The sequence below is a fragment of the Claveliimonas bilis genome (genome assembly GCF_030296775.1).
GTDB lineage: Bacteria > Bacillota > Clostridia > Lachnospirales > Lachnospiraceae > Claveliimonas > Claveliimonas bilis.
In genome coordinates, this window is sequence record NZ_AP027742.1 from 2,634,189 (window position 1) to 2,657,671 (window position 23,483).

A 23,483-nucleotide genomic window follows, 5' to 3' on the forward strand; every position below is an offset into this window, starting at 1 on the left:
ACTCCATAAAGGACGGCATTTACCTTTCCTGTCTGAATGGCATTCCGGGCCGCTTCGGCTCCGCCTGCATCATAGGATTCCCACTCTTTCAGCCGGTCTTCCGTTCTTCAGACAGTTCATGCCTCTGTAAAATTCCTGCAAACATTCGTATATTGGCCACCGGCGTTTTTACCTGATGGGAAATATCGCTGACAATAGCCTGCAGCGTCTCTCTCTCCCTCTGACTCTGCCGCTTTGTCTCATTTGCTCTGTCGTAAAACTGTATCATTTTCTCCTGCACTTTTGATGTAAGGCTGTCGTCATAAGGCTGGTACTGTTCCATCTTACGGTCTGCCATCAGCCTGTCCATGGTTTCGCACAAAGTATCGGCAAAGAAGGCAATCTGCCTTCGCTGCCGGAAGGACAAAAGTAAAAAGAGAAGAAACATTCCTGCGATAACAGCCGTCAGACTGTATCTTACATTTGCCCAGGGAATCTCATGCCATACGATCCACAGAAACGCGGCCCCAAGGGCAGCCATGAACGTCCAAAGCAGCCAGCCCATTTTTCCTGCTCTCTTTTGGTTCATACCCTTCCTCCGTTCCAGATATATCCCATTCCTCTGACCGTCTTGATATAGGAGTGTGTTCCATCTTCAATCTTGCTTCTCAATCGGTTCATTGTCACCGTCAGGGTATGGTCGTCTATATAATTTCCTCCGCTGTCCCAGAGCCGTTCCAGCAATGTCTGGCGCATGATCACATTGCCTCCGTTTTCTGTCAGAACCCGAAGCAGCTTATATTCATTGGGGGTGATCGCGATTTTCTCCCCGCCTTTTTGAGCCGTAAGCGTAGAGAAATCCAAATGAAGAAAACCATCGCTCCACTGATCCGGATTTTTCTTTTCCGCCTTTTCCAAATGCCGAAGCGCCACATCCACTTTTTTCAAAAGGATCTTTATATTAAAAGGCTTCGTAATGTAATCCTCAGCGCCCAGATCATATCCTTTCAGGATGTTCTCTTCCAGATCATTTGCAGTCAAAAAAATAACCGGAGTATCCGGACACATGTCTCTTATTTTCCGGCAAAGTTCAAATCCGTTTCCATCCGGAAGATTTACATCCAGTATAGCCAGATCAAATGTTTCGTTTTGCACCAGCTGCCGCACTTTCAGACAGTTATATGCCGCAACTGTGATATAACCGTTCATATCCAGTTCAAAACATAACCCTGCACTTAGTGCAAGGTCATCTTCTACCACTAATATTTTCATCCTCTTCCCCTCTCCTCCTCGTCAGCATCCCATATTTCTCCGGACGGCGGTACGCATCTCCGTGCACCTCTTCCGCCCGATACCTCCGCAGTCTGTCCAAATCCAGCGAAGCAAGAAAAATCCCTTCTTTTTCGTCCGCCTCCAGAATGCAGGTATCTCTGGAACCAGGCTGATCCGGCAGATAAGCAACTCCGTCAAACACCGTAGAGTGTCCGTTGCAGTCAGGCACTCCCTCCGGATAATTGCAGGTAGCAATTGCCAGCATATTTTCAAAGGCTCTTGCCCGAAGCTGGGACAGACGGTTGATCTCCATCGGACAGGCATTTGGAACCAGGATCAGTTCTGCACCTTTAAGCATAAGGATTCTGGCGCTTTCCGGAAATTCTCTGTCAAAGCAGATCATAGCTCCCACTGTCACATTTCCGGCAGCTGTATCAAGTACAGCCGTATAAAATTCTTCTCCTCGGGACAGATTCCCCTCCACATCAAAAGCGCATGTATGTACCTTGGCATACACAAATTGTTTTCTGCCGAACCGGTCAAAAAGGACAAGCGTATTGCGCGGATCTCCCTCTGTTTTCTCCAGAAAAGTAACGGCAATCGCCATCTCAAGCTCTTCTGCCAGTTTTCCAAAAGTCCGGACAAAATCTCCGTCACAGGGCAGTGCATCCTGCTTCCATTCTTTGGCCGGCCGGCTGTGAAGATCATATCCGTTGCTCCACATCTCCGGAAACAGCGCAATGTCCGCCCCCATTTCTTTTGCCTTCCTGCAGCACCTTATGCCCTTTTCCAGATTTGCTTCCAAAGTCCCTGCGGGCGCAATCTGCAGCAGTGCAATTTTCATAAGGCTCATCCTTTCCTCCTTCTTCCGATCATTCTTCTGCTAATATTCAGAAAAACAGCTTTTCCAATGTGACAAGCACACCGTCCTCCTCATTGGAGGGACAGATATGCTTTGCCGCACGTTTTACGTCCGGCGCCGCATTTTCCATTGCATAGCTGTAACCGCAGTATTGGAGCATTTCAATATCGTTGCCTCCATCTCCGAATGCCGCACACTGTTCCGGTGAAATTCCCCACCTCTTTACAAGCCTTTTCAGTCCCGACGCCTTGTGACAGCCCGGGAGGATCACATCAATGGAGCCATGTCCGCTTGTTGTGGGCTCCGCCTTTCCCGCAAGCCTTTCCCTAAAAATATCATAATAATAATATGTTTTCTCATCCGGGACAGTAGGGGCAAATTTCAGGATCTGATCTTTCACCTTTTTAAAATCATCCGTCCATTTTAATCTGTGATAATAGATTTTCGTTTTCTCAAAAAACTCCCCGTCTACTTCCCCTTTCTGGCAATATGCGCTCTCCAGCCCGCACATTACATTCTGTATCTCCGGATATTCCCTGCAAAGGTCAATAATCTCATTCACTGTCTCATCCGGCATTTCCGCCGCAAAAACCAGTTCTGTCCGGTCTTTGACAAAAGCGCCGTTTTCCGCCACAAAAGACAGCTCATCATAATAGCCCGGAAAAAGATCCCGAAGCTGATAATATTGATTTCCGCTTGCCACTACAAAACGGCAGCCCGCCTCATTCATGCGGGACAAGATCCTGCGGAACCGAGGTTTATCATATGTATAATCAGCGTGGACAAAGGTTCCGTCTATGTCCACTGCCACCATTTTAATGTCCTGACTCATTGTTCTCCTTTCCACAGAAGCGCTTCCTGTTCCAGCTTCTTTACAAACTCTTCCTTTCCATCGCAATACCCTTCTATATCATAAGGGTAAACTTTCGCCAGCTCTGTTTTGAGACAGCCATATTGTTCCGCTGCCTCCCGGTGGGTCCTAAGATAATCTCTCACTGCAAGATGACGGGTGATATCTGCTTTGTTTTTTTCTTCAAAAATGTGTACCTGATGCGTCCTCTCATCTTGGCCTTTGCGCAGATACCTCCTTCCCCTGATGCCAAACTCTCCCAGATATTCATACCCTTCCTTTTCAAATTCAGAGGACTTTTGGTCTGTCTTTTCAAGGCTTCTTACTACAGGCATAATATCAATAATCGGCTTTGCAGCCAATCCCGGCACTGCCGTACTTCCGATATGGTAAATCGCAACGCAGTTCTCTCCTAAAATAGCTTTGATCTTCTCTGACTCTTTTTCATATTCTGCCGGCCACCTGGGATCGTAGTCTGTGACAATAATATGCTGTGCCATGCCCTCTCTCCTTCCGGAAACTTTTAGAATCTATTTTTCAAAGTATAAATCCTTTTATACTGACAGGCAGGAGTGACTTAGGATGTAAAATTCTTCCTGGCATGGAAGCACTTTCTTTTCCATTTTCTCCAGACTGTCATCATAGTCTTTTGCTTCCTTTTCATCAACCTGCATTACCGGGCTGTCGTAATACATCCATTTCCTTCCATCTAAAGTATTTTCCCTCAGCTCCTTTGCCAGCATAGCAGTCGGATAAGAACCATCTGGCAGGCAGATGTGATATCTGCTGCTGCTTTTAAATCCCCGGCTCACGTAATTTCCGGGATCGCCAAATATCACTACTACATCATAGCCCATCTGCCTTGCTTTCTGAAAGGAATGTTCCATGAGTTGTTTTCCATATCCCATCCTCTGATATTCAGGCAGAATGCTGACGGGACCGAATGTCAGGATTGCTTTTTCTTCCCCGGCTTCATCCACCAGTTTCGCCTTTGTATACATGATATTTCCGATCACCTTGCCATCCAGCTCAATAACAAAGTCCAGCTCCTTTATAAAATCTTCGTGGTCCCTCATAATATGGACCAGATAATGTTCCATACATCCCGGGACATAAATATTGTAGAAAGCTTTTCTTGTAATCTCCTCTACTGTCTTGTAATCCTTTTCTGTTTCATTACGAATCACTATCATTTTTTACCGTTCTCCTGTTCTGCATATATTTATATATTGATATCCTGATAGAACTGTCCGTATCCGGCATTTTCCATCAACTGCTTCATACCATCCAGCGCCTCTTCCCTGGAATAATTGTGAAGCTGTAAAAATTCCTCTTCTTTTTCACTTACATACTGATAAAAAACCGCTGCTACTCTCACGCTGTTTCTATCCGAATAGTCTATTCCATCCAGCAGGATATTTTCCGCTTCGTTTACGTTTCCTTCATCCACCATTTCCATATAATCCGGCAGCTTCATTCCGGATACTTCCGTCTTGTTCTGCTTTTCCTCTTCCACAGAAATGTATGACTTTCCCAGCATCAAAGAAAACAGCACTCTCACCATTTCCTTGATCAGCCGCATAATATAGTCTTTTTCGTCCTCAAAATTCATCTTTACTCCCTCTCTTTTACCACAACATGAATGGAATCTCCGTCCTTTTTCCCAAGCTTTGTCCGGATCGCTTTCAGAACTCCGATGATATAACACACATTTCCATCAGCATCCTTCACTCCCATATTGAAAATGCTTCCGTTGTAGGGAATCCCGTCAAACTCTGCATGGACTTTGACTCTGCCCCTGCCGAAGACTTCCTTAATGTTCCAGGGGAAGATCACGTAGGCTCCTCCTTTTTCCGGAATTTCATGGATGATCTCATCATATTCAAATACTTTTTCCATATACTCTTCTCCGCTTTCCTTCTCTTTTCGCCGTCCTGCCCTTTTCGCCGTCCCAGCTCCAACCCTCCGGGTTCTCGCTGTCGGGCTGGCGCCTCTTCTTCGCCGTCCTGCCCTTTTCGCCGTCCCAGCTCCAACCCTCCGGGTTCTCGCTGTCGGGCTTTCGCCCTATAGAAATACAAAATGCCCAAATTGCCTGCAAGCGGCATTTTGGTCTTTTGTATTTCTGCACGGCTCATTGCCTACGCCATATTATACCATACTCTTATCTCTAGTAAACTCCTGGCTTTTTCTTTTGAGATATTTTTTCTGTCTTGGCAAACCTGTAAAATAGCAATTTTTTCAAAATAACAATTGACAAAATACTCCCGGCTGTGATATAAATATCTAGTGACCGATTTAGGTCGGGAACAGGTACAGGGGATTGGTCAAATGGTATGACAGGAGTCTCCAAAACTCTTAGCGGGAGTTCGATTCTCTCATCCCCTGCTAGAAACCGCTGAAATTCAGCGGTTTTTTTCATGTCCGGAATGAACTGGAACACAAGGTAGAACACAATTAGAAAAGAGCCTTTTTCATGCTGTATCAGATAGCTGAAAGGGCTCTTTCTATTTCCTCAATCTTATGTTTTTCACTTTGATTATTGCGAAAATAATACTTCCTGGTTGTCGATATATCCGCATGCCCCATCTGATGAGCAACAAGCGTCTCCGAAACCTGATTGTCAAGAAGAGTCGTTCCGTATGTCTTTCGGATTTTGTGCATTGGTCTAAAAGGAATTTCCAGGTTTTCACAAGTCCGTCTCAATGCTCTGCTAAATCCTTGAATTTTAATCCTTTTCCCATTTTCCTCAAAAAGAAACTCTTTTGGATCAGCATTCAATTCTTGAATACGCCGTAAAATCTGTACCGCAAAGCTGTTAACAATAATCTTTCTATTTCCTGCTTCAGATTTTGCGAACTCTTGAACCCGCACAACGTTTTTTCTCTTTCCCGGTTCTTTTTCCTCGTTATAATGCACTTCCGTCCGACACACATGAATTGTACCGCTGTTTTCTTTCAGACGTATATCCTCCGGCTTTAAAGCCGCAAGCTCTCCGACTCTAAGCCCGGTCACAAACACCAGAAGTATTCCCAGATACCTCAAAGAGTCCTTTTTGAGAAGGTACTCCTTAATAATAGGGATTTCTTCTTCACTGTAAACTTCTTCAGCATCCGTTTTCTTTTCCCGTATGGTAAAAATATTCTTAGAAAGGTCTAATTCATCGAAAAACACAGAGATAATCACATCTGTCAATTTTTTCTTTCGAGCATGCCGGAAAATTCCCTTTATAAGAATTTTCAAACCGTTATAAGTCTTTTTTGTCAGCTTATGCTTTTTGATATTTCCCTTGATAAACATTTCCAGGTCTATCTCTGTAATATCAGCTATATATTTCATACAGATTTCATTATCATCCGGGAAAAATCTTCTAAAATCATTTTCATATCTGGTTCTTGTCTGCTCACTGATTTCTCCATACTTAAATTTTAACGTCAACCAGTCATGGAAAATATCAGAAATCCAAGGTTGCTCTTCAATCGCACGATAATGCTCAATGATTAATTTTTCAAGGGACGCCTTTTCCTTTCGTCTTTTCAAAACGAACCCCCTTTTTACAGAGGGTTCGTCTATATAGGTCATCCACTGATTCGCTTTTTCATCAAACCAGATTTTGTGGTTATGCTTTTCAAGATATTTTTCATTTTCTTTCTTCATTACTATTTTAAGCCCCATGCTTCACTGATAAATATTGCTGTTCACAGTGCAATTATCTGCTTTTTTCAGATTTTACAGCTTCTTTGATAGCATATGCTATAACACAGGCGAACAAAATGAACACTATATAGAGGCACATTTTCCAGTCTGTAATAATATATACTGTCACAAATGCAAAGATTACCGCCAAAATGCCAAAGACAACCGAAACCATATGATATTCTGCCTTTTTATCCATTTTTTCTCTTTCTTTTTGAACTGCAAATAAATAGGTATTTGATAAAATCGGTCCCTTTCCTCTTGCGGTAAAAGATACATATATGAATAAAGCAATGGAAATAAGCGCTGTAATTACAGCAAAAATAATATCGCTCATTCAGTCCACCCCATTTCGTTAATCATACTTTTCAATGGCAACACTGGCAATGGCAGATTGATTCGGCTCTCCGCTGATAAGATTCTGCGGTGCCGGCACCAGCATCATAAATCCTTCTTTTCCATATCGCTGTGCATATCCTTCTGCATAGTTTTCTTCAACGGAAATGTGCTGCACCTGCCCAATGACCATAGCTGCAATTCCCGCACCGCTTAAATCCTGTATCTCTTTCAGGGTACATTCTATATTGATAAAAGCCTCCTCAATTACCGGAGCTGGAATCGTTTTTGCGTTGGAAAGAGTAAAATCCCCTGCCGCAAATTCGTCTTCTTCCATATCATTGTGGTGAATGGTTTCTACCAATTTATCGTAATAACTTATGGGGAGGAAATTAATACAAAAGCATTTCTCTCTTTGAATATTGGCATAGGTATGCGTATGCTGATACAAATTTCCCATTACAGCAAAGAACGCAGTCTTATCTCCATGGAAACAGCTCCACGAATGAAGACAGACATTGGGTTGCCCGTTTTCTTTCCATGTCGTAATGGCAAACAAAACGGTCGGTATGCCTGCCGTCACTTCAAAATGGGAAAACAGCTCAAATTCCTCCGGATACAAGGGTTTAAAATACTGCGGGAAATCTTTTCCAATCTCTATTTTCATTGACAGCACCTCCCTTAAAAGATCGTTATAGCACTCCATTCATTGATAAAATGAAAAGAATACAGGTTGCAATAATAATAGACGCCAGCAAAACCATGCCCGCATGTCTGCTTCTTATCTCTTTTTCTGAAGCAGCAACATATCCGCTTTTTCTTAAAGCAGTAATAACAGGCTTATACAGCAGAAATGTAACAGATGCATTCAGCCCTCCTTTCAACAAATTAAATGGAAGAAAGACGGGAATCAGCAATTCTGCCACAGCTTCTCTTGGATATCCCATATAAAGCGGCGTTACAAGATAGTTCCACATAAGCATAACAACAATCATCGCAAGGCAGCCGGCTCCCAGTCCAAGAACAGCCCCTGACAGCGTGTGCCTTTTTTTATAAATAACTGCTGCTGTACAGGCAAAAGAAAGCGTTTGAATAATATTCATAATGCATCCCAAAATTCCCGTATCACTTACTGTTATCATTTCAATTGACGCCACAATAACCGACACAATACAGGAAGTCATCGGCCCCCATATCAGTCCGCCCAGAGTAACGATAACATCCGATGGATCATACTTTAAGAATAGCACAACCGGGATCCTGCCTACAACCATTACAACATAAGTGACCGCACACAGCATGGCAATTGTCGTGATTTTTTTCGTTTTACTGTTCATTTTTTGTCCCTCCGTAATCTATGTAATAAAAATAACACCCGGAAATGTCTTCCAGGTGTTACACTCCAATTAGACCACAAAGCAACAAACACTGCTGTACTTTGCAGAAATCTAATGGTATCTTCTTTCATCCAGACTATACTGTTGGTTTTGGAATCACACCAAATCATGCGATCTACGCTCGCGGACTTTACCGCCAATCGGGAATTTCACCCTGCCCCGAAGACACTTTATTCGGTTGTTGGTTTTTATTATACTCTTTTTATCATTGAATTGATACTGCTTTTTGATAAATTTTACATCTAAATCAAAAATTCCCATACCGTCAAAATGTACCATTAAAACTTATTTCTTCTCATCCAGCAGCTTGACACCTTCCGGCGGATTTTGATCGATTGCTCCTACAATCCTGTGAGGTTCATATGGTTCTTCCAGAAAAGCAATGTCTTCATTCGTAAGTTTTACGGAAAATGCTCCGGCTGCATCGTCAAAGTGAGCCACTTTTGTCGCTCCGATGATTGGCGATGTCACACCTTTCGCCCATTCCCATGCCAGAGCGATCTGCTGCATTTTCATGCCATATTTTCCTGCCAAAGTGTGAACTCTTCGGACAATTTCCATATCCTGCTCCTGGCTTCTGTCATATTTTCCCATTGCCACCCTGTCTGTTTTACTTCGAAGGGTGTCTGTATTCCATTCCGGACGGGTCAGATGTCCGGCTGCCAACGGACTGTACGGCATAAGAGATACGTTCATCTGCCGGCAGATAGGAATAAGTTCTCTTTCATCCTCTCTGTAAAGAAGATTGTAATGATTTCCCATTGCTGAAAACTGTGCCCAGCCATGATCTCTGGCCGCCAGCTGCATATTATAAAACTGGTATCCGTACATAGCAGAAGCGCCAATAGCACGGACTTTTCCGGATACGACCAGATCGTTCAACGCCTCCATTGTTTCCTCAATCGGCGTCTCGTAATCAAATCTATGAATGATGTACAGGTCGAGATAATCTGTACCGAGACGTTTCAGGCTTCCTTCTATCTCACGATGGATCGCCTCTGAAGAAAGTCTTCCGGGATTAAAATAAACTTTAGACGCGATCACTACTTTATCTCTTGAAACATTTTTCTTAAGCGCCCTGCCAAGATATTCCTCGCTGGTTCCTTCCGAATATCCGTTTGCAGTATCAAAAAAATTAATCCCCAGATCCAGTGCGTGTTTTACAATTTCCTCTGTCGCTGCTTCGTCCACTGTCCAAGCGTGCATTGTTCCGGCCTTTCCGAAACTCATACAGCCTACACAGAGTTTTGATACTTCTATATCCGTGTTCCCAAGTTTTGCATATTCCATTCTGATCTCCCCTTTTCTTTCCAAAATCTGCTGTTAATTAAACAGATCGTCCAAGCTCATAGGCTTTATCCGGATATGGACTGTGTTTCGTCATAGACACTGTTCCGCACCCATAGCCCAGCACCACTCCCTGATCATCAAGGTTCAGATAGCGGACCAGGGTTCTGTAATGGCTTTCCAGAGACTCAAATGTCCAGTCATCCGCATTCCACGCTGCCGCAAGAAGCGCTGATTTCATATGTTTTCGGTTAATACTGCTGTTAATAGCGCAGAACCGGTCAACCAGAATCTTCAACTGGGCAGACATGCCATAATAATACAGAGGCGTTACAAACACCATCATATCTGCATTCAATATCTGTTTTCTGAACTGTTCCATATCATCTTTCTGCACACAGGGTCCCTCATAACCACAGTATATACAACCTGTACACGGATGAAGATCCGCATGAGCCGCATCAATAATTTCTACAGTATGGCCTGCTTCTTCCGCTCCCCTGATAAACTGATCCGCCAGAAGATTGGATGATCCATGTTTATTCGGGCTCCCTTCCAGTACAACAATTTTCATAAAATGTGCCTCCTTCTGTTTTTCAAAATCACTTGTCTGTGATTAGCGTCGGTGTACACCGACGCTACTGAAAATTCTGCAAAAGTTTCGTGACAAAGGATTCCGTAATTTCGTAGATAGAATAGTGCACATAGTCTACATGGGCAAGCTCCATAGCCTTTTTCTGTTTGTCTGTGGCTGTCGTATAGGGATATACGCCGAACATAAACGGAAAAAACGCATAAAGAAATTCCTGGATGTCAACAGCAGTCATACGCGGGAAAAACTTTTCCAGGCAACAGATCACGGTCTGCATCGCATTGGAATATATCTTTTTGAATGCTACAAGATTCTCAATCCGGCTGTTTCCTTCCATGTCATAAAGATTCATAGACATCAGTTTCAGCATACATCCCCGCCTCTCCAGCGTATGAGCAAGTTCACCTGCAAACTCTGCGGCAGACAGGCAGCCATACCTGTCGAGAATGCCCCTTAGATCTGCCGCCCATGCTTCATGCTCCCGCCCCAAAAGAGCCAGGAAAATTTCCTCTTTCGTCTGAAAATAATTGTAAATAGACGTTCGGGTAAAAGAAGTCTTTGCTCCAATATCCCGAATTGTTATATCTTTAAAGCCCATCGTTTCATAAAGCGAAGCGCAGGCATTAATGATTTCTTCTTTTCTTGCATTCGTCAATTCTTCCGACCCTTTTGGCATAACTATTATTCCTACCTTTCTAACTGTTCAGGACACGTTTCGCCCAGGCTGCCGCTTTAGAACCGTTCACAAGTTCTCCTTTTTCCCAGGAAGCCGACGGGCAATGATCCCGCAAACTTTTTTCTGCCTTTCTTATTCCGCTTCCGCCGGAAGTGGCAAAAGGAATCACTGTTTTTCCGGAAAAATCATAGCTTTCCAGAAATGTATCCACAATACGAGGCTCGACATACCACCAGATAGGAAATCCCACCAGAACCGTATCATACTGTTCCATATTCTGTACCGGTTCTGCAATGGCCGGACGACAGGCCGGATCATTCATTTCAATCGTACTGCGGCTGTTTTTATCCATCCAGTCCAGATCAGCTGACGTATAAGGCTGCTCAGGGCGAATCTCATACAAATCCGCATGGACAACATCTGCCATTTGTTTTGCCGCGCGGGCAGTTACGCCGCTTGCTGAAAAATATGCAATTAATGTTTTACTCATCTTAAACTCTCCTTTAAAATTTCCACAATTTCATCATGTTCCAGAACTTTGTATCCGCCCGGCATGATAAGAGTGCCGTCTGCGATACCTTCTATCATGTCCTCTGTCGCTCCCAGCTGTGAAATGTTCATTACAAGTCCCAGCTCATTCATCCAGTTCTCCATTGCCTGCAGACCTTCTTCTGCCACCTGTTCATCTGTCTTGCCTGACGGATCAACATCCCATACATTGACGGCAAACCGTTTGAACTTCTGCAGCCCATACGGCAGAATATGACGATAATAAGGAAGCGAAACAGCAGCCAATGTCATGCCGTGAGTCGCATCTGTGTAAGCTCCTACAGACTGACCGAGCATGTGGACCATCCAGTCTGTAGATTTCCCCCTGGAAACCAACGTATTCAACGCCCATGTTGCCGTCCACATAATGTTGCTCCGCGCTTCATAATTCTGTGGGTCTTTATTGGCGATCCGACTGGAGTAAATAACAGAACGCATCAGACCTTCACTGATATAATCGCTTGTGTTATCGTCTTCTCCGGAAAAATACTGCTCACAGATATGATTAAAAATATCGTAAATACCGGATACCATCTGGTAATGAGGAAGGGTCAGTGTATATTTAGGATTCAGAACTGCAAATTTAGGCATAATGTTCTCATCCGCAAAAACATGGCCGATCTTCTGCTTTGTCTTATGATTTGTGATTACAGACCCGGCATTCATTTCCGATCCGGTTCCTACCATAGTCAGCACACACCCTACCGGAAGAGTCTCGCAGTCCGGTTCTTCAAAACGTATATAATATTTCTCCCAGGGATCTTCTTTACAATTAACAGAAACAGAAACTGCTTTCGCATAGTCGCAGACGGATCCCCCGCCAACTGCCAGCAGAAAATCTGCATTATGGTTTCTTGCAGTTTCAATGCCTTCATAGAGTTTATCCACTGTCGGGTTGGGCATAACACCTGAGATTTCCGCTACATTTTTTCCATTCTTTTTCAAAATTTCTACAACTTCATCATAAATCCCGTTTTTCTTAATAGACCCGCCACCATAGATCAGTATAACATTTTTCCCATACTTTGGCAGTTCTATGTTCAGATTATCCAGCGAATCCTCTCCAAAATAAAGTTTTGTCGGGTTACAATACGAAAAATTTCCCAGCATTTGCAGGTCCTCCTTTGATTTTTTATTCTGACACCATGTCAGTACATATACTATAACTCCATTCTGACATAGTGTCAATATTGTTCGCAAATTTTTTAACTTTTTATTCGCCGTAGTCTAGTTTACCGGCCGCTGACATATAATACATAAAACAGGCCATTTACGAGGAATTTATGCTGACACGTTTCAAATCTTTCCGTCCATTTCGCCCTATTCTTCTTCCCCTTTTATTTGCAGGCGCATTTTTTTTCGGTCATCTGACCGGCTTTATCGTGGAGCAGGTTTTTCCCGCTGCCGCCGAAACATCATCGGAAGGAAACTGGGGACTTAGTTTTCAGGAGGAAGGCGAAGCGCCGATCGGAAACGCCAAAGCCGAAGATCTCAAAGAACTGAACGCCTACTATACAGGTGATACAGGTAAACAGATCATCTATCTTACTTTTGATGCAGGATATGAAAATGGAAATACCGACGCTTTACTGGATGCCTTGAAAAAACATCACGCCCCTGCCACATTTTTCGTTGTCGGTAATTTCATAGAAGATAATCCTGATCTTATCAAAAGGATGGTAAAAGAAGGGCATACCGTCGGCAACCACACCTACAGCCACCCCGATATGTCGCAGATTTCTACAAAGGAAAGTTTTGAAACCGAACTTGGCAAGGTGGAGCTGCTTTATCAAGAGATAACAGGGAAAGAAATGACAAAGTTTTACCGGCCGCCGCAGGGCAAATACAGCCAGGAAAATTTAAAAATGGCCCAGGAACTCGGCTATCATACCTTTTTCTGGAGCCTGGCTTATGTAGATTGGTACGAAGAGGATCAGCCTTCCCGTGAGGAAGCCTTTGACAAACTGCTTCCCCGCATCCATCCGGGAGCTATTGTTCTTCTCCACAGCACTTCTTCTACAAACGCCGGCATTCTCGACGAATTATTAACACGCTGGGAGAAAATAGGGTATGAATTTGGGGATTTAAATGATCTTGTCGCCGAAGAAGGATAGAAAGTAATAAACAAAAAGAGAATACATAAATTTAAATCGGGACGGGGTTTTTATACTCCCGTCCCAAATGAAATCCATATTAAAGAATGTCAATATATTCCCCGGCAAGGGCTTTATTCATACTGCGCACTGCACAGAATTTTCCGCACATACTGCAAGTGTCGCTGTGATCGTCTTCCGGACTTCTGCTGTCACGGATCGCTTTGGCAGTTTCCGGATCCAGCGCGCACGCAAACTGCGCATCCCAGTCCAGTTTTCTCCTGGCATCCGCCATACGGTCGTCGATATCCCGTGCTCCCGGTACGCCTTTTGCTATATCCGCGGCATGGGCTGCAATTTTAGAAGCAATGATTCCCTGCTTTACATCTTCTACATTAGGAAGCGCCAGGTGTTCTGCCGGGGTTACATAGCACAGAAACGCTGCGCCGCTCATGGCTGCCACTGCTCCTCCTATAGCCGCTGTGATATGGTCATATCCCGGCGCAATATCTGTCACCAAAGGTCCCAGTACATAAAATGGCGCGCCCATGCAGATGCTTTTCTGCACTTCCATATTTGCAGCCACCTGGTCAAGCGGCACATGTCCCGGTCCTTCTACCATAACCTGTACATTGTGATCCCACGCTCTTTTTGTCAGCTCGCCAAGGCGCACCAGCTCTTCAATCTGGCACACATCTGTTGCATCCGCCAGACATCCGGGACGGCATGCATCCCCAAGTGAAATTGTCACATCATATTTTTCACAGATGTCTAAAATTTCATCATAGTATTCATAAAACGGATTTTCTTCTCCCGTCATGCTCATCCAGGCAAAGACCAGGCTTCCTCCCCGGCTTACAATATTCATTTTTCTTTTATGTTTCTTAATCTGCTCAATTGTTTTTCGTGTAATTCCGCAGTGCAGCGTAACAAAATCCACGCCGTCCTCTGCATGGAGTCTGATCACATCAATAAAGTCTTTTGCCGACAAAGTTGCCAGATCTCTCTGATAATGAATAACACTGTCATAAACAGGAACCGTTCCGATCATAACCGGACACTCCCTTGTCAGTTTCTGACGGAAGGGCTGAGTATTTCCATGGCTGGACAGATCCATGATCGCCTCTGCGCCAAGGTTTACAGCGCTCATCACCTTTTCCATCTCAATATCATAGTCTTTGCAGTCTCTGGATACTCCCAGATTGACATTGATCTTCGTGCGCAGCATGCTTCCGATTCCTTCCGGGTTAAGGCATGTGTGCTTTTTATTTGCACAGATTGCCACCTTTCCTTCTGCTACAAGCTGCATTAATTTTTCTACCGGCATATTTTCCTTTTTTGCCACGATTTCCATCTGCGGTGTTACAATCCCTTTCCGGGCTGCATCCATTTGTGTTGTGTAATTTTCCATCCGTAGTTTCCTCCTTATCTTTCTGTGTGCTCTGATCTGCCGGTCCTCCAGATTGTTCCGGCTTTTTTCATTTCAGCAGTTCTATCCTGCCACCTTCAGCAGTTTCATTGCGCCGCCTTTTTCCAGAATCGTAATCAGCAAAAAGGCAAGAATACTGCCTACTACCGTAGAAATCAAAAACGGCACGATATAGACAAACAATCCGGCCGGTTCCATCCCCATCAAGAATTTTGCTGCCGGGTACGCTGCCAAAGCCCCCAGGATGCCTGTCCCAAACACTTCGGCAAAGCAGGTTACGCCAAGTCTTCGGCACACCATATACACGATTCCACAGCACAGGGCACCTGCCATACTGCCCGGGAACGCCAGAATACTCCCGATTCCCATCACATTTCTGAGCAGACTTGCACAAAATGCAATTCCCACTCCCCAGCCCGGTCCAAGGGTTACCGCTGCCAGGATATTTACCATGTGCTGTACCGGCGCACATTTGCTTCCCGCCACCGGGAAACTGATCATACTCCCAACTACAGCCAATGCTGTCAGCACACCAGCCAGCACCAGCTTTCTCGTCGCATTCTTCTGCTCCACAAAAAACGTCTCCTTCCTGTTCCGCTACTCCTTTTTACGTTTCTGCTTCATTTTTGTCCGCTTACACGCAAAAACGCTGTCAAGTACTGTATTTATAGTTCTTCTTTAGCGTCGGTGTACAAGGGGCTAAAATCTCCCCTTCACCGACCATGTTGCCCCTTGTACACCGACGCTACGGGAAGACGAGAAAATAAAAGAATTTTTCCAGAATGTTTCACGAAAAAAAATAGAGTTCCACCGACGGAACTCTATCAATTACTCAATATTCATCCCTACGTTGGCATTATCCAAATCAGGTTATGGGTCGAAACAAACCAGTCTCCTCTCAGCCGGCTTCAGCCAGCTCCCCGTATCACTATAATTTTGTACTGGGTTTATTATATCCCTGACATCTGGATTTTGCAACTGCTGCGAAGGAATATTTTCAAAATTACACACCATGTTTCGCAGTTTTGCCCACCGCTTACTGCAACTTGACACGTAGTAAAGTTTAAAAGTGTTACGTGTGGAATTAGCAAATTAACGCATCAACCTGCCGCAGACTCCAGGCAATCCTTGCGCTCTCTTCCAGCTCTTCTATCGCATAAAACGCATCCATCATACTTGCAGCTCCTACAACCGGGCCGTGATTTTGCAACAGGTAGCCGTCGCTGCCTTCCATGTGTTCTTCAAAGAGCCCGAATAATTCCCGGCTTCCCGGAGGCGCATAGGGAATCAGCCCCACTTTGCCCAGTTTCATTTTCAGATAAGGCGTGTGCTCTGGCATGATATCTATCATGGATTCATGGGGAAGGCAGGACCACAGTGTAGAGTAAAAACTATGTGTGTGTATCACAGCCCCGCTCCCTTTTTTCTGATACATAAGCAGATGAAGGGGCGCTTCTTTGCTGGGCTTTGGCCCCGCTATATACTCTCCTTTTAAATCAAGAACCGCAAATTCTTCTTCCTTCAATGTCCCAAAGCAGGTTCCGCTGGCGCTGATGTAAATTTTGTCTTCATGACGAAAGCTGATATTGGCAGTGGAACCGGTTGCTTTCCGCTCATTAAGGGCAATCCGATCCATCGGGATTACTGGGAGAAAAACCAAAGTGTCATGTCCGGCAAAACTCCTGTTGTTGTCTGCGGAAGCCCGGGCAGCGGAAGGACTATTTTCTCCTACGGACTTTACGCCGCCAGCCCCTACACCTCAAATCCGCTTATTGAAGTGGACTGCTACCATTTAAACGCCAAACAATGTGATAAATTATTCAAAGATGAGCGTTCTCCTCTCTTTGAAAATAACTATATCATACTATTTAAAAACCTGAACGCGCTGTCCCCCACACTGCAGAACCTCTTCACCTACTATCTGGAAAATCTGGAACTGACATCACGCCACAAAGTCATCTGTACTTTTACAGGAGACATGGGGGACCTTATTGCCGCCAACCAGTTTTCACAAAATTTAAGCTATCTGATCTCCGGCTTTACGATCCAGCTTCCTTCTATTAATCACAAGCCGGAACTGATCGTATCTATCGCCCGCTCTTACTTGAACAGCCTGAACCAGGAACTTCCCATCCAAATTGCCGGATTTGAGCCTGAAGCCCTGAAACTTCTGGAAGAACATCACTGGCAGTACGGGATCTCACAATTTCAAACTGTACTGAAACAACTTGTTATCCAGTCCAACAGCCAGTTTATTACCGCCGAAAATGTACAGACCATCCTCTCTCATCTGGGACCTTCAAAAAGCAATGCTTCGAGGGATACCCGCCTGAATCTGAACCAGACATTGGATGACATCACAAAAGATGTGATCGATCTCGTATTGAAAGAAGAAAGCATGAATCAGACAAAAGCCGCCAAACGGCTGGGAATCAGCCGCAGTACACTGTGGAAGAAGTTGAAAATGGAGACGTAACACTTTTAAACTTTACTACGTGCCAACTTGCGGTAAACGGTGTGTAAAACTGCGAGAAGCCCCGTCCTTTTTTGAAAATAACCAAAAAAGGACGGGGCTTCTCGCAGTTGTTTTATGTGGGATTTCAATTTTGCACACCGTAGTTTGCAGTTTTACACAGGGTTATACATAAGCTGACACGTAGTTTATATGAAAAGTGTTACGTCACCAATTCACCAAACCACCGTTCAAACGAAGCACGGGCACACATTTTCACTTCCGCTTCCATAGCACGATACTTCTCCATCAGCGTTTTTCCTTCTGCGGTTATCTCACATTTTCCTCCGCTTCTGCCTCCCTGATGCCGGATCAGCAGCGGGGTCCCAAGCTCTCTTTCTGCTCGGTTTATGATTTTCCATCCTTTGCTGTAAGACATTTCCATTTTCTGACAGGCTTCTTTCATAGAACCGCTTTCTTCCAGGTGTTCTAAAAGTTTTATCAGTCCCGGTCCAAACACAGGTTCATCTGTGCAGACCTGCAATTTAACCACAGGCCTGAATTTCCGGCTTTCTTCTTTTTTATCCATTCTTTTCACCTTTTTAATTTTCTTCCAGGAGAAGAAGTCTCTCCGGAGCAATTGTCACAGCCTCCGGAATCCGGCAGCCGCCCCGCTCACTTTTCATCCACAAGCCTTTCTCCGCCTGTTGATCCGCCTTAAAAATAATCGTCTGTTCAAAGGGCGTCTCGGACTGCTCCACCGGCAGTACAGGAAAACGGTTGACTTGGTTTTCCCCTTCTGCTCCGCCTTCCCTTGACTTGCCTGCTGCCGGCAGGATATCATGGGCCCGCACTCCGATATACGCTGTTTTTTCCGAAACAGGTTCTGCCGTCCAAAGAGAAATCCCCCAGTCTTTTGCATAGACCTGAAACTGTCCTCTTTTTTCTATCTGTGAGATATTTTTGCATCCGGTCAATCTGGCAGCCGCTACTTTCCTGGGATTTTCAAACAGTGCTTTTGTATTGTCAGTGATCACATTTTTCCCTTTTTCCATGATCATCGTATCCGTACACAGCCGGTAAATCTCGTCTCTGTCATGGCTCACTAAAATGGTGCATCCTGCAAAATTCCGAATCCACCTTTGCATTTCCAGCTGAAGTTCTTCCTTTAAATAGCTGTCCATAGCGGAAAACGGCTCATCCAAAAGCAGAATATCCGGTTCGCTGGCCAGTATTCTTGCCAAAGCCGTCCTCTGCTGCTGTCCTCCCGAAAGCCGAGTCGGATATTGTTTCTCCAATCCTCTAAGCTGGAACTGTTCCATCAACCCGGCGGCTTTCTGCTTTTTTTCCGCCTTTTTCCCCTGTATGCCGGCCATAATATTTTCTTCTACTGTCATATTGGGAAATAATGCATAATTTTGAAACAGATAGCCTACCTTCCGTTTCTGTGGAGATAGGTCGATCTTTTTCTCACTGTCGTAAAACACTGTTTTTTCCGTGGCAATTCTTCCACGATCCGGACGCACGATCCCGGCTACCGCCTTCAAAGTCATACTTTTCCCGCAGCCGGACGCCCCCAGGATCCCGAGACATCCGCCATTCATGGAAACTTTCATGTCCAACATGTAATGTTTCAGTTGTTTTTGAAAATTAATTTCCAGCTGTTTCATTTTCAGCCGTTACCTCCGGTTAAATTTCTGGAAAATGTATGTCACATAGTTCATCCCTGTCACAACCAGAAAGGAGATCACCACCAGCACAATTACATACTGATATGCTCCCTCCATGTTTCCGGCTGCCACATCAGAATACACAGCCAGAGGCAGGGTCCTTGTCTTTCCCGCAATATTTCCCGCGATCATTGCCGTGGCGCCAAATTCTCCCAGCCCTCTTGCAAACGCCAGGATCCCTCCTGATAAAATTCCGGACAGTGCATTAGGAAAGAGGATTTTCCAGAAAATCTTCCACTCAGACATTCCAAGCGTCCGCCCGGCATCGATCAAATCTCCATTGACCTGCTCAAAAGCCCCTCTGGCGGAACGATACATCAAAGGAAAAGAAATCACCACTGCCGCCAGGACCGTCGCTCCCCACGAAAAGGCGATTTTCACCCCGAAAAACTCCAGAAAGAAACGGCCAATAGGCCGTTTCACTCCGAAGAGATAAAGCAGAAAAAAACCAGCTACCGTCGGCGGCAGGACCAGGGGCAGGGTCAAAATTCCGTCCCATATCATTTTCCATTTTTCATGACGGATCCTCACCACGAGAAACGCTGCCAAAATCCCGGCAAAAAACGTGATCACAATGGCAAGAGACGCCGTTTTTGCCGATATCAGAATCGGTGACCAGTCCATATCCTACCTCTTTATAAATCCGTAATCTTCAAATATCTGGATTGCTTCATCGCTTTTCAGAAATTCTACAAACTTCTCTGCCGCCTCTTTATTTTCAGACGCGGAAACAATTCCTACCGGATAAATATCCGGTTCTGCCAGACTGTCCTCCGGAGCTTCTGCCACAACTTTTACTTTATCTGTAGTAGCTGCATCTGTTGCATATACAATGCCGGCCTGAGCGCTTCCCTCTGCAACCCAGTTCAGTACTTCCGTCACATTCGTTCCAAGGCTGGCTTTTGCCAGTACCTGATCCCACAGTCCCAGATTTGTCAGAGCTTCCTCTGAATACTGTCCAACCGGTACACTGGCAGGGTCTCCGATGGCAATGGTATCCGCCTTTGTAATATCTTCAAAAGAAGATAATTCCAACTGTGAATCAGCAGATGTGATCAGTACAATTTTATTTTCCAGTAGATCTGTCACAGAATCTTCTTCGATCATTCCTTCTTCCGTCAGGGCGTCCATCTGTTTTGTAGCCGCCGACATAAAGACATCCGCTTCCATTCCTTCTTCAATCTGAGTCTGCAGTTTTCCGGAGCTGTCGTAGGTTCCGCTCACTGTAATATCCGGATTTTGTTCCTCAAACATAGGAATCAGTTCGTCCTCATATGCATATTCCAGGCTGGCTGCTGCCGCAACGAGTATTTCCGTCTTTTCATCTTCTCCGCTTTCTTCCTGACCTTCTTCCTGAGTATCAGCCTCAGTTTCTGACTGACTGCTGTCAGATGCATCTGTATTCTCCTCACTGCTTCCGCATCCTGCTGCCAGAACTGCCGTCATGGCTGATACCAGCAAAAGACTTACGATTTTCCTTTTCATTCTCTTTCCTCCCTGCTTTTTGCAAATATTAATCTTTTTGTAAATATTTATCTTTTCTCAAACTCTCAAATACAGTATACATCAAATTATTTTTAAAAACAATTCGCTTTCCGCAAAAAAATTTGCATCAGAAGCTTCCCATATCCTCTTTCCGGTCAATGTCTTTCAGCTCCCGCTCATCCGCCTCTACAACATAGACCTGCTCCGGGTATTTTCTCATGACAGCCCGGCCTCCTGTGTCGCCTTTTAATTCCAGCAATTCCCCGAAATATTTCTTTGGCCACAGCACCGGATTTCCCGGCTGTCCGTCTTTGCCGGCGCAGATGATCTTTCCCGGTCGTACTGCCGCCGCATTCCAGATTTTCTGAATCGTGGAGACCTTAAGCCCCGGCTGATCACACACTCCAAACAAAACACCCTCTACCTCTGGTTTCTCTCTTAAAACAGCCTGTAATCCAAGCTGCAGAGAATGGGAAATACCAAGGTGAGGCTCCCGATTTACGATTCCGCTGATGCCCCTCTTTTTTGCTTCTTCAAGGATCACAGCGTTTCCCGTCACGACAAAACGCTCTCTTCCGCAAAACGCTTCCAGTCTTTCCATAGAATACTGATAAAGAGGCTTTCCTGCCAGCACTTCCGAAAGCTTATCTTTCCCATACCTGCTTCCTGTACCCGCCGCAAGCATAACCATAGCAAATCTGCCTTTTACCGCCTCATAACACTGCACCGCTTCCAAAACACCGCCTCCGATGGCTCTTGCCTTATCTGAAATCGTCCAGCAATGTTCCTTTTCACACCGTGCGTCAATATCCCCAATCTTCATTCCTTTTACCACAGAAACGCCTTTCTGCAGCATTCCCCGTACCATTCCGGACATTGCGGCATACACCGCCTCCCCTCCTGTATAGGCTGCAATCTGTCCTTTTTCCACCATATCGCCAATGGAGATCAGAGGCTCCATCACTCCGTCACCGGAAGCTTTCAAAAGCCTTTCCGTCGTGTAGCCCCCCACTTCACCCGGCACACCGGTATTGGGAAGCGCTGCTCCATCATAAATTACCTGTCCAAGGGTATGTCCCCGTTTCGTTTCCACCACACAGTGGCAGTCCTGTCCTGCATAAAATCCCGGACCGACGCCGACCGCCAGCGGTGCGTCCGTTATTTTCGTCCCTAAATTCTTCTTTGCCAGGATAGCATCTACTACCACATCGGGACAAAATTCCTTTCGGATTTCTGCTGCCTCGTCTACGATCAGCGCAATATTTCCATCCCCCATCACTGCATATGCCTCATCCAGAGAATGGACCAGGCGCGCTTCCATATCCTCTACTTTGGCGCTTCCTTCGTACACCGCTCTGGAAAAAGCCACCGTTCTTCTTACAGTTAAAGGGGCTTCTCTTTCTGTCATAAGAATATTATGTCCGCTGTGGTAAAGCCGGGCAGCAATTCCTGTCGCCAGATCACCGGCTCCTCTTATTAATATTTTCATCTCTTTCTATGCTCTCCTCTTCCCGCAGATGATAACTCCTGTGTATACCGACGGTCCAGATTCCCCAGACACAGGATAGGATTCTCGTATCCGCATTCCTGAAGAATCTCACAGATTTCCCGGGCCGCTTCCTTTTTTCCTGGCAAATCTGTTTTATTGAAAATAAGGGCGTATTTCACCGCCTTATTCACTCCTTTTGCCCCGCCTCTCTGGTGCATGGCAAGTCTGGCAATATCCTGTGGAAGAACCGGTTCCCCCATCTTTTTTCCCAAAATCCGAGCCGCCTCTTCCGCCCGAAAACAAACCTCTTCAAGGGGTCTTCCGATTGCATCCATGCCATACACATACAAAATACGTCCGGTTTCTTTCCGAAAGACCGGCTCCTGTTCTCCCGGCACCTTGATCGGCATACGCCGTGCTCCGTCCGCCTCTATCAAAACCGGACAGCTTAGCTGCAGCAATTTTTCCATCCAAACTTCATCCGGCATCTGCATTTTCCCTGCCTCCGCCTTCTTACCCAGAAAAATTTTCCCTTCCCGGTTTAAAATCTGTATCATCTTTTCTTCTGAAGGCTCCAGTAGAAAATAAGGTTTCTCCTCTGCATACATGTGCGTTGTTGTCGTCACCACTGTCGGAAGATTCCGGGCATTATATTCCTCCACAAGAGCTTTGATAAGGGAAGTCTTTCCTCCCGCGCCTGCCACACTGATCCTCTCTGCAGCATCAGGACAGACTCCCAACGCTTCCAAAATGCCAGGAAAAGGGCATAATCTGCCCTTTTCCCACTTTTCCACGATCTTTTTTTCTTCTCTTTGCATTTCTTTGATGATATTCACTGCTCTTCTGCTATTCACCGCAGTGATGTCCGCACCCTTCATGTGCCTCTCCACAGTCATGGCCTTCTCCTTCATGGTGATGGCTGCACAATGTATCCGGATCATAGTTCAGCTTTCCTTCAAGATAAGCTTCCACCTGCTCATCTGCATTGCCGGAAGCTCCCGGCAAAAGCTCAATGCCTGCTTCCGCAAGAGCTGTCCTTGCTCCGCCGCCGATTCCGCCGCATATCAAAACATCTACTTTCTCCATTTGAAGAAATCCTGCCAGAGCGCCATGTCCTTGCCCGTTTGTATCCACGATATGACTCTCTGTCACCTTTCCATCGTTTACTTCATAGACTTTGAACTGTTCCGTATGTCCAAAATGCTGAAATACTTCTCCGTTTTCGTAGGTTACTGCTATTTTCATTTTCATCCGCTCCTTTTTAGGCATTTTCTACCCCAGTGGGTCTTTTATTATAGTATCCCATCTGCCT

At 45.2% G+C, this 23,483-nt stretch carries 29 protein-coding genes, 1 tRNA gene and 2 riboswitches; of the genes, 3 read left to right on the top strand and 27 right to left on the bottom strand.

What is annotated here, in order from left to right; genetic code table 11:
- Nucleotides 1-88 precede the first annotated feature (88 nt).
- Genes R2J37_RS12730 through R2J37_RS12765 form a run of 8 tightly spaced genes read right to left on the bottom strand, consistent with a single transcriptional unit; the run spans nt 89 to nt 4,862 of the window.
- The gene (locus R2J37_RS12730; protein ID WP_316265389.1) at nt 89-568 is read right to left on the bottom strand and encodes a histidine kinase dimerization/phospho-acceptor domain-containing protein; all 480 of its coding nucleotides are present in this window, start codon (nt 566-568) and stop codon (nt 89-91) included.
- The gene (locus tag R2J37_RS12735; RefSeq protein ID WP_316265391.1) at nt 565-1,251 is read right to left on the bottom strand and encodes a response regulator transcription factor; all 687 of its coding nucleotides are present in this window, start codon (nt 1,249-1,251) and stop codon (nt 565-567) included. Before R2J37_RS12735 ends, R2J37_RS12730 begins: the two co-directional genes overlap by 4 nt.
- The gene (locus R2J37_RS12740) at nt 1,226-2,104 is read right to left on the bottom strand and encodes a carbon-nitrogen hydrolase family protein (RefSeq protein ID WP_316265393.1); all 879 of its coding nucleotides are present in this window, start codon (nt 2,102-2,104) and stop codon (nt 1,226-1,228) included. Before R2J37_RS12740 ends, R2J37_RS12735 begins: the two co-directional genes overlap by 26 nt.
- A gap of 37 nt (nt 2,105-2,141) precedes the next feature.
- Nucleotides 2,142-2,960 (bottom strand): Cof-type HAD-IIB family hydrolase, encoded by an 819-nt coding sequence (locus R2J37_RS12745; RefSeq protein WP_316265395.1) that lies wholly within the window; start codon nt 2,958-2,960, stop codon nt 2,142-2,144.
- Nucleotides 2,942-3,463, bottom strand: coding sequence for a GrpB family protein (locus tag R2J37_RS12750; protein ID WP_316265397.1), 522 nt, complete (start codon nt 3,461-3,463; stop codon nt 2,942-2,944). The genes R2J37_RS12745 and R2J37_RS12750 overlap by 19 nt, the downstream gene beginning before the upstream one ends.
- A 54-nt stretch (nt 3,464-3,517) precedes the next feature.
- Nucleotides 3,518-4,156 carry a GNAT family N-acetyltransferase gene (locus R2J37_RS12755; RefSeq protein ID WP_230105337.1) on the bottom strand — a complete coding sequence of 213 codons (639 nt, stop codon included), beginning with the start codon at nt 4,154-4,156 and terminating at the stop codon, nt 3,518-3,520.
- A 29-nt stretch (nt 4,157-4,185) separates the two neighbouring features.
- Entirely contained in the window at nt 4,186-4,575 is a 390-nt protein-coding gene (locus tag R2J37_RS12760) for a DUF6483 family protein (protein WP_230105336.1), read from the bottom strand.
- A gap of 2 nt (nt 4,576-4,577) precedes the next feature.
- The gene (locus R2J37_RS12765; RefSeq protein ID WP_230107592.1) at nt 4,578-4,862 is read right to left on the bottom strand and encodes a DUF1905 domain-containing protein; all 285 of its coding nucleotides are present in this window, start codon (nt 4,860-4,862) and stop codon (nt 4,578-4,580) included.
- Nucleotides 4,863-5,277: 415 nt separating this feature from the next.
- On the opposite strand from R2J37_RS12765, the gene R2J37_RS12770 reads away from it, so the two are divergent.
- Nucleotides 5,278-5,348: transfer RNA gene (locus R2J37_RS12770), tRNA-Trp, on the top strand.
- 96 nt (nt 5,349-5,444) lie between these two features.
- On the opposite strand, the gene R2J37_RS12775 is transcribed toward R2J37_RS12770, so the two are convergent.
- From R2J37_RS12775 to R2J37_RS12815, 9 genes are all read right to left on the bottom strand, one after another.
- Nucleotides 5,445-6,617 carry a tyrosine-type recombinase/integrase gene (locus R2J37_RS12775; protein ID WP_230105335.1) on the bottom strand — a complete coding sequence of 391 codons (1,173 nt, stop codon included), beginning with the start codon at nt 6,615-6,617 and terminating at the stop codon, nt 5,445-5,447.
- A gap of 52 nt (nt 6,618-6,669) precedes the next feature.
- Nucleotides 6,670-6,993 (bottom strand): DUF3784 family protein, encoded by a 324-nt coding sequence (locus R2J37_RS12780; protein WP_316265400.1) that lies wholly within the window; start codon nt 6,991-6,993, stop codon nt 6,670-6,672.
- Between the two features lie 18 nt (nt 6,994-7,011).
- Nucleotides 7,012-7,659 carry a flavin reductase family protein gene (locus R2J37_RS12785; RefSeq protein WP_316265402.1) on the bottom strand — a complete coding sequence of 216 codons (648 nt, stop codon included), beginning with the start codon at nt 7,657-7,659 and terminating at the stop codon, nt 7,012-7,014.
- Between the two features lie 25 nt (nt 7,660-7,684).
- Nucleotides 7,685-8,329, bottom strand: coding sequence for an ECF transporter S component (locus R2J37_RS12790; protein WP_230105332.1), 645 nt, complete (start codon nt 8,327-8,329; stop codon nt 7,685-7,687).
- Between the two features lie 115 nt (nt 8,330-8,444).
- Nucleotides 8,445-8,560, bottom strand: a riboswitch (FMN riboswitch).
- Between the two features lie 114 nt (nt 8,561-8,674).
- Nucleotides 8,675-9,679, bottom strand: a complete 1,005-nt coding sequence (locus tag R2J37_RS12795; RefSeq protein WP_316265403.1) for an aldo/keto reductase — start codon at nt 9,677-9,679, stop codon at nt 8,675-8,677.
- Nucleotides 9,680-9,716: 37 nt separating this feature from the next.
- Nucleotides 9,717-10,250 (bottom strand): flavodoxin family protein, encoded by a 534-nt coding sequence (locus R2J37_RS12800; RefSeq protein ID WP_230105330.1) that lies wholly within the window; start codon nt 10,248-10,250, stop codon nt 9,717-9,719.
- Nucleotides 10,251-10,314: 64 nt separating this feature from the next.
- Entirely contained in the window at nt 10,315-10,944 is a 630-nt protein-coding gene (locus R2J37_RS12805) for a TetR/AcrR family transcriptional regulator (RefSeq protein WP_316265405.1), read from the bottom strand.
- A 19-nt stretch (nt 10,945-10,963) separates the two neighbouring features.
- The gene (locus tag R2J37_RS12810; RefSeq protein WP_230105328.1) at nt 10,964-11,434 is read right to left on the bottom strand and encodes a flavodoxin; all 471 of its coding nucleotides are present in this window, start codon (nt 11,432-11,434) and stop codon (nt 10,964-10,966) included.
- Nucleotides 11,431-12,603, bottom strand: coding sequence for an iron-containing alcohol dehydrogenase (locus R2J37_RS12815; protein WP_230105327.1), 1,173 nt, complete (start codon nt 12,601-12,603; stop codon nt 11,431-11,433). The genes R2J37_RS12810 and R2J37_RS12815 overlap by 4 nt, the downstream gene beginning before the upstream one ends.
- A gap of 173 nt (nt 12,604-12,776) precedes the next feature.
- Here R2J37_RS12815 and R2J37_RS12820 point away from each other — a divergent pair, with 173 nt between their 5' ends.
- On the top strand, nt 12,777-13,607 hold the full coding sequence (locus R2J37_RS12820; RefSeq protein ID WP_316265408.1) for a polysaccharide deacetylase family protein: 831 nt from the start codon (nt 12,777-12,779) through the stop codon (nt 13,605-13,607).
- Between the two features lie 79 nt (nt 13,608-13,686).
- On the opposite strand, the gene thiC is transcribed toward R2J37_RS12820, so the two are convergent.
- From thiC to R2J37_RS12835, 3 genes are all read right to left on the bottom strand, one after another.
- Nucleotides 13,687-14,997 (bottom strand): phosphomethylpyrimidine synthase ThiC, encoded by a 1,311-nt coding sequence (gene thiC / locus R2J37_RS12825; protein ID WP_230105325.1) that lies wholly within the window; start codon nt 14,995-14,997, stop codon nt 13,687-13,689.
- 81 nt (nt 14,998-15,078) lie between these two features.
- Complete coding sequence (thiW, locus tag R2J37_RS12830) at nt 15,079-15,588, bottom strand: energy coupling factor transporter S component ThiW (RefSeq protein ID WP_316265410.1); 510 nt, start codon at nt 15,586-15,588, stop codon at nt 15,079-15,081.
- Nucleotides 15,589-15,840: 252 nt separating this feature from the next.
- Nucleotides 15,841-15,946, bottom strand: a riboswitch (TPP riboswitch).
- Between the two features lie 153 nt (nt 15,947-16,099).
- A complete protein-coding gene (locus tag R2J37_RS12835; protein ID WP_331490087.1) occupies nt 16,100-16,675 on the bottom strand; it encodes a class II aldolase/adducin family protein in 576 nt (191 codons plus the stop codon).
- Between the two features lie 6 nt (nt 16,676-16,681).
- Between R2J37_RS12835 and R2J37_RS12840 the strand changes: the two genes are divergently transcribed.
- Nucleotides 16,682-17,491: a helix-turn-helix domain-containing protein gene (locus R2J37_RS12840; protein ID WP_316265412.1), complete on the top strand. Its 810-nt coding sequence runs from the start codon at nt 16,682-16,684 to the stop codon at nt 17,489-17,491.
- 199 nt (nt 17,492-17,690) lie between these two features.
- Here the strand turns inward: R2J37_RS12840 and R2J37_RS12845 are convergent, their stop codons facing one another.
- The 7 genes from R2J37_RS12845 to R2J37_RS12875 all read right to left on the bottom strand — a co-directional run bounded on the left by R2J37_RS12845 (nt 17,691) and on the right by R2J37_RS12875 (nt 23,416).
- On the bottom strand, nt 17,691-18,056 hold the full coding sequence (locus R2J37_RS12845) for a winged helix-turn-helix domain-containing protein (RefSeq protein ID WP_230105315.1): 366 nt from the start codon (nt 18,054-18,056) through the stop codon (nt 17,691-17,693).
- A gap of 13 nt (nt 18,057-18,069) precedes the next feature.
- On the bottom strand, nt 18,070-19,137 hold the full coding sequence (locus R2J37_RS12850; RefSeq protein ID WP_316265415.1) for a sulfate/molybdate ABC transporter ATP-binding protein: 1,068 nt from the start codon (nt 19,135-19,137) through the stop codon (nt 18,070-18,072).
- A 9-nt stretch (nt 19,138-19,146) separates the two neighbouring features.
- Nucleotides 19,147-19,821 carry a molybdate ABC transporter permease subunit gene (gene modB, locus R2J37_RS12855; protein WP_230105313.1) on the bottom strand — a complete coding sequence of 225 codons (675 nt, stop codon included), beginning with the start codon at nt 19,819-19,821 and terminating at the stop codon, nt 19,147-19,149.
- A gap of 3 nt (nt 19,822-19,824) precedes the next feature.
- Nucleotides 19,825-20,682 carry a molybdate ABC transporter substrate-binding protein gene (modA, locus tag R2J37_RS12860; protein ID WP_316265417.1) on the bottom strand — a complete coding sequence of 286 codons (858 nt, stop codon included), beginning with the start codon at nt 20,680-20,682 and terminating at the stop codon, nt 19,825-19,827.
- Nucleotides 20,683-20,809: 127 nt separating this feature from the next.
- The gene (yqeB, locus tag R2J37_RS12865) at nt 20,810-22,171 is read right to left on the bottom strand and encodes a selenium-dependent molybdenum cofactor biosynthesis protein YqeB (RefSeq protein ID WP_316265419.1); all 1,362 of its coding nucleotides are present in this window, start codon (nt 22,169-22,171) and stop codon (nt 20,810-20,812) included.
- A complete protein-coding gene (gene yqeC / locus R2J37_RS12870; protein WP_316265420.1) occupies nt 22,168-23,112 on the bottom strand; it encodes a selenium cofactor biosynthesis protein YqeC in 945 nt (314 codons plus the stop codon). Before yqeC ends, yqeB begins: the two co-directional genes overlap by 4 nt.
- Nucleotides 23,018-23,416 (bottom strand): NifB/NifX family molybdenum-iron cluster-binding protein, encoded by a 399-nt coding sequence (locus R2J37_RS12875; RefSeq protein WP_316265422.1) that lies wholly within the window; start codon nt 23,414-23,416, stop codon nt 23,018-23,020. Before R2J37_RS12875 ends, yqeC begins: the two co-directional genes overlap by 95 nt.
- Nucleotides 23,417-23,483 lie beyond the last annotated feature (67 nt).

Bases quoted from the DNA above. Each gene is read 5' to 3' on its own strand.
- yqeB (WP_316265419.1), bottom strand. From the start codon at position 22,171: ATGAAAATATTAATAAGAGGAGCCGGTGATCTGGCGACAGGAATTGCT.
- R2J37_RS12760 (WP_230105336.1), bottom strand. From the start codon at position 4,575: ATGAATTTTGAGGACGAAAAAGACTATATTATGCGGCTGATCAAGGAA.
- R2J37_RS12775 (WP_230105335.1), bottom strand. From the start codon at position 6,617: ATGAAGAAAGAAAATGAAAAATATCTTGAAAAGCATAACCACAAAATC.
- R2J37_RS12840 (WP_316265412.1), top strand. From the start codon at position 16,682: ATGTCCGGCAAAACTCCTGTTGTTGTCTGCGGAAGCCCGGGCAGCGGA.
- R2J37_RS12780 (WP_316265400.1), bottom strand. From the start codon at position 6,993: ATGAGCGATATTATTTTTGCTGTAATTACAGCGCTTATTTCCATTGCT.
- R2J37_RS12805 (WP_316265405.1), bottom strand. From the start codon at position 10,944: ATGCCAAAAGGGTCGGAAGAATTGACGAATGCAAGAAAAGAAGAAATC.
- R2J37_RS12850 (WP_316265415.1), bottom strand. From the start codon at position 19,137: ATGAAACAGCTGGAAATTAATTTTCAAAAACAACTGAAACATTACATG.
- R2J37_RS12735 (WP_316265391.1), bottom strand. From the start codon at position 1,251: ATGAAAATATTAGTGGTAGAAGATGACCTTGCACTAAGTGCAGGGTTA.
- R2J37_RS12800 (WP_230105330.1), bottom strand. From the start codon at position 10,250: ATGAAAATTGTTGTACTGGAAGGGAGCCCGAATAAACATGGATCATCC.
- R2J37_RS12750 (WP_316265397.1), bottom strand. From the start codon at position 3,463: ATGGCACAGCATATTATTGTCACAGACTACGATCCCAGGTGGCCGGCA.
- R2J37_RS12785 (WP_316265402.1), bottom strand. From the start codon at position 7,659: ATGAAAATAGAGATTGGAAAAGATTTCCCGCAGTATTTTAAACCCTTG.
- R2J37_RS12765 (WP_230107592.1), bottom strand. From the start codon at position 4,862: ATGGAAAAAGTATTTGAATATGATGAGATCATCCATGAAATTCCGGAA.
- modB (WP_230105313.1), bottom strand. From the start codon at position 19,821: ATGGACTGGTCACCGATTCTGATATCGGCAAAAACGGCGTCTCTTGCC.
- thiC (WP_230105325.1), bottom strand. From the start codon at position 14,997: ATGGAAAATTACACAACACAAATGGATGCAGCCCGGAAAGGGATTGTA.
- R2J37_RS12795 (WP_316265403.1), bottom strand. From the start codon at position 9,679: ATGGAATATGCAAAACTTGGGAACACGGATATAGAAGTATCAAAACTC.
- modA (WP_316265417.1), bottom strand. From the start codon at position 20,682: ATGAAAAGGAAAATCGTAAGTCTTTTGCTGGTATCAGCCATGACGGCA.
- R2J37_RS12740 (WP_316265393.1), bottom strand. From the start codon at position 2,104: ATGAGCCTTATGAAAATTGCACTGCTGCAGATTGCGCCCGCAGGGACT.
- R2J37_RS12810 (WP_230105328.1), bottom strand. From the start codon at position 11,434: ATGAGTAAAACATTAATTGCATATTTTTCAGCAAGCGGCGTAACTGCC.
- R2J37_RS12755 (WP_230105337.1), bottom strand. From the start codon at position 4,156: ATGATAGTGATTCGTAATGAAACAGAAAAGGATTACAAGACAGTAGAG.
- R2J37_RS12790 (WP_230105332.1), bottom strand. From the start codon at position 8,329: ATGAACAGTAAAACGAAAAAAATCACGACAATTGCCATGCTGTGTGCG.
- yqeC (WP_316265420.1), bottom strand. From the start codon at position 23,112: ATGATCCGGATACATTGTGCAGCCATCACCATGAAGGAGAAGGCCATG.
- R2J37_RS12875 (WP_316265422.1), bottom strand. From the start codon at position 23,416: ATGAAAATAGCAGTAACCTACGAAAACGGAGAAGTATTTCAGCATTTT.
- R2J37_RS12730 (WP_316265389.1), bottom strand. From the start codon at position 568: ATGAACCAAAAGAGAGCAGGAAAAATGGGCTGGCTGCTTTGGACGTTC.
- R2J37_RS12820 (WP_316265408.1), top strand. From the start codon at position 12,777: ATGCTGACACGTTTCAAATCTTTCCGTCCATTTCGCCCTATTCTTCTT.
- R2J37_RS12815 (WP_230105327.1), bottom strand. From the start codon at position 12,603: ATGCTGGGAAATTTTTCGTATTGTAACCCGACAAAACTTTATTTTGGA.
- R2J37_RS12845 (WP_230105315.1), bottom strand. From the start codon at position 18,056: ATGGATAAAAAAGAAGAAAGCCGGAAATTCAGGCCTGTGGTTAAATTG.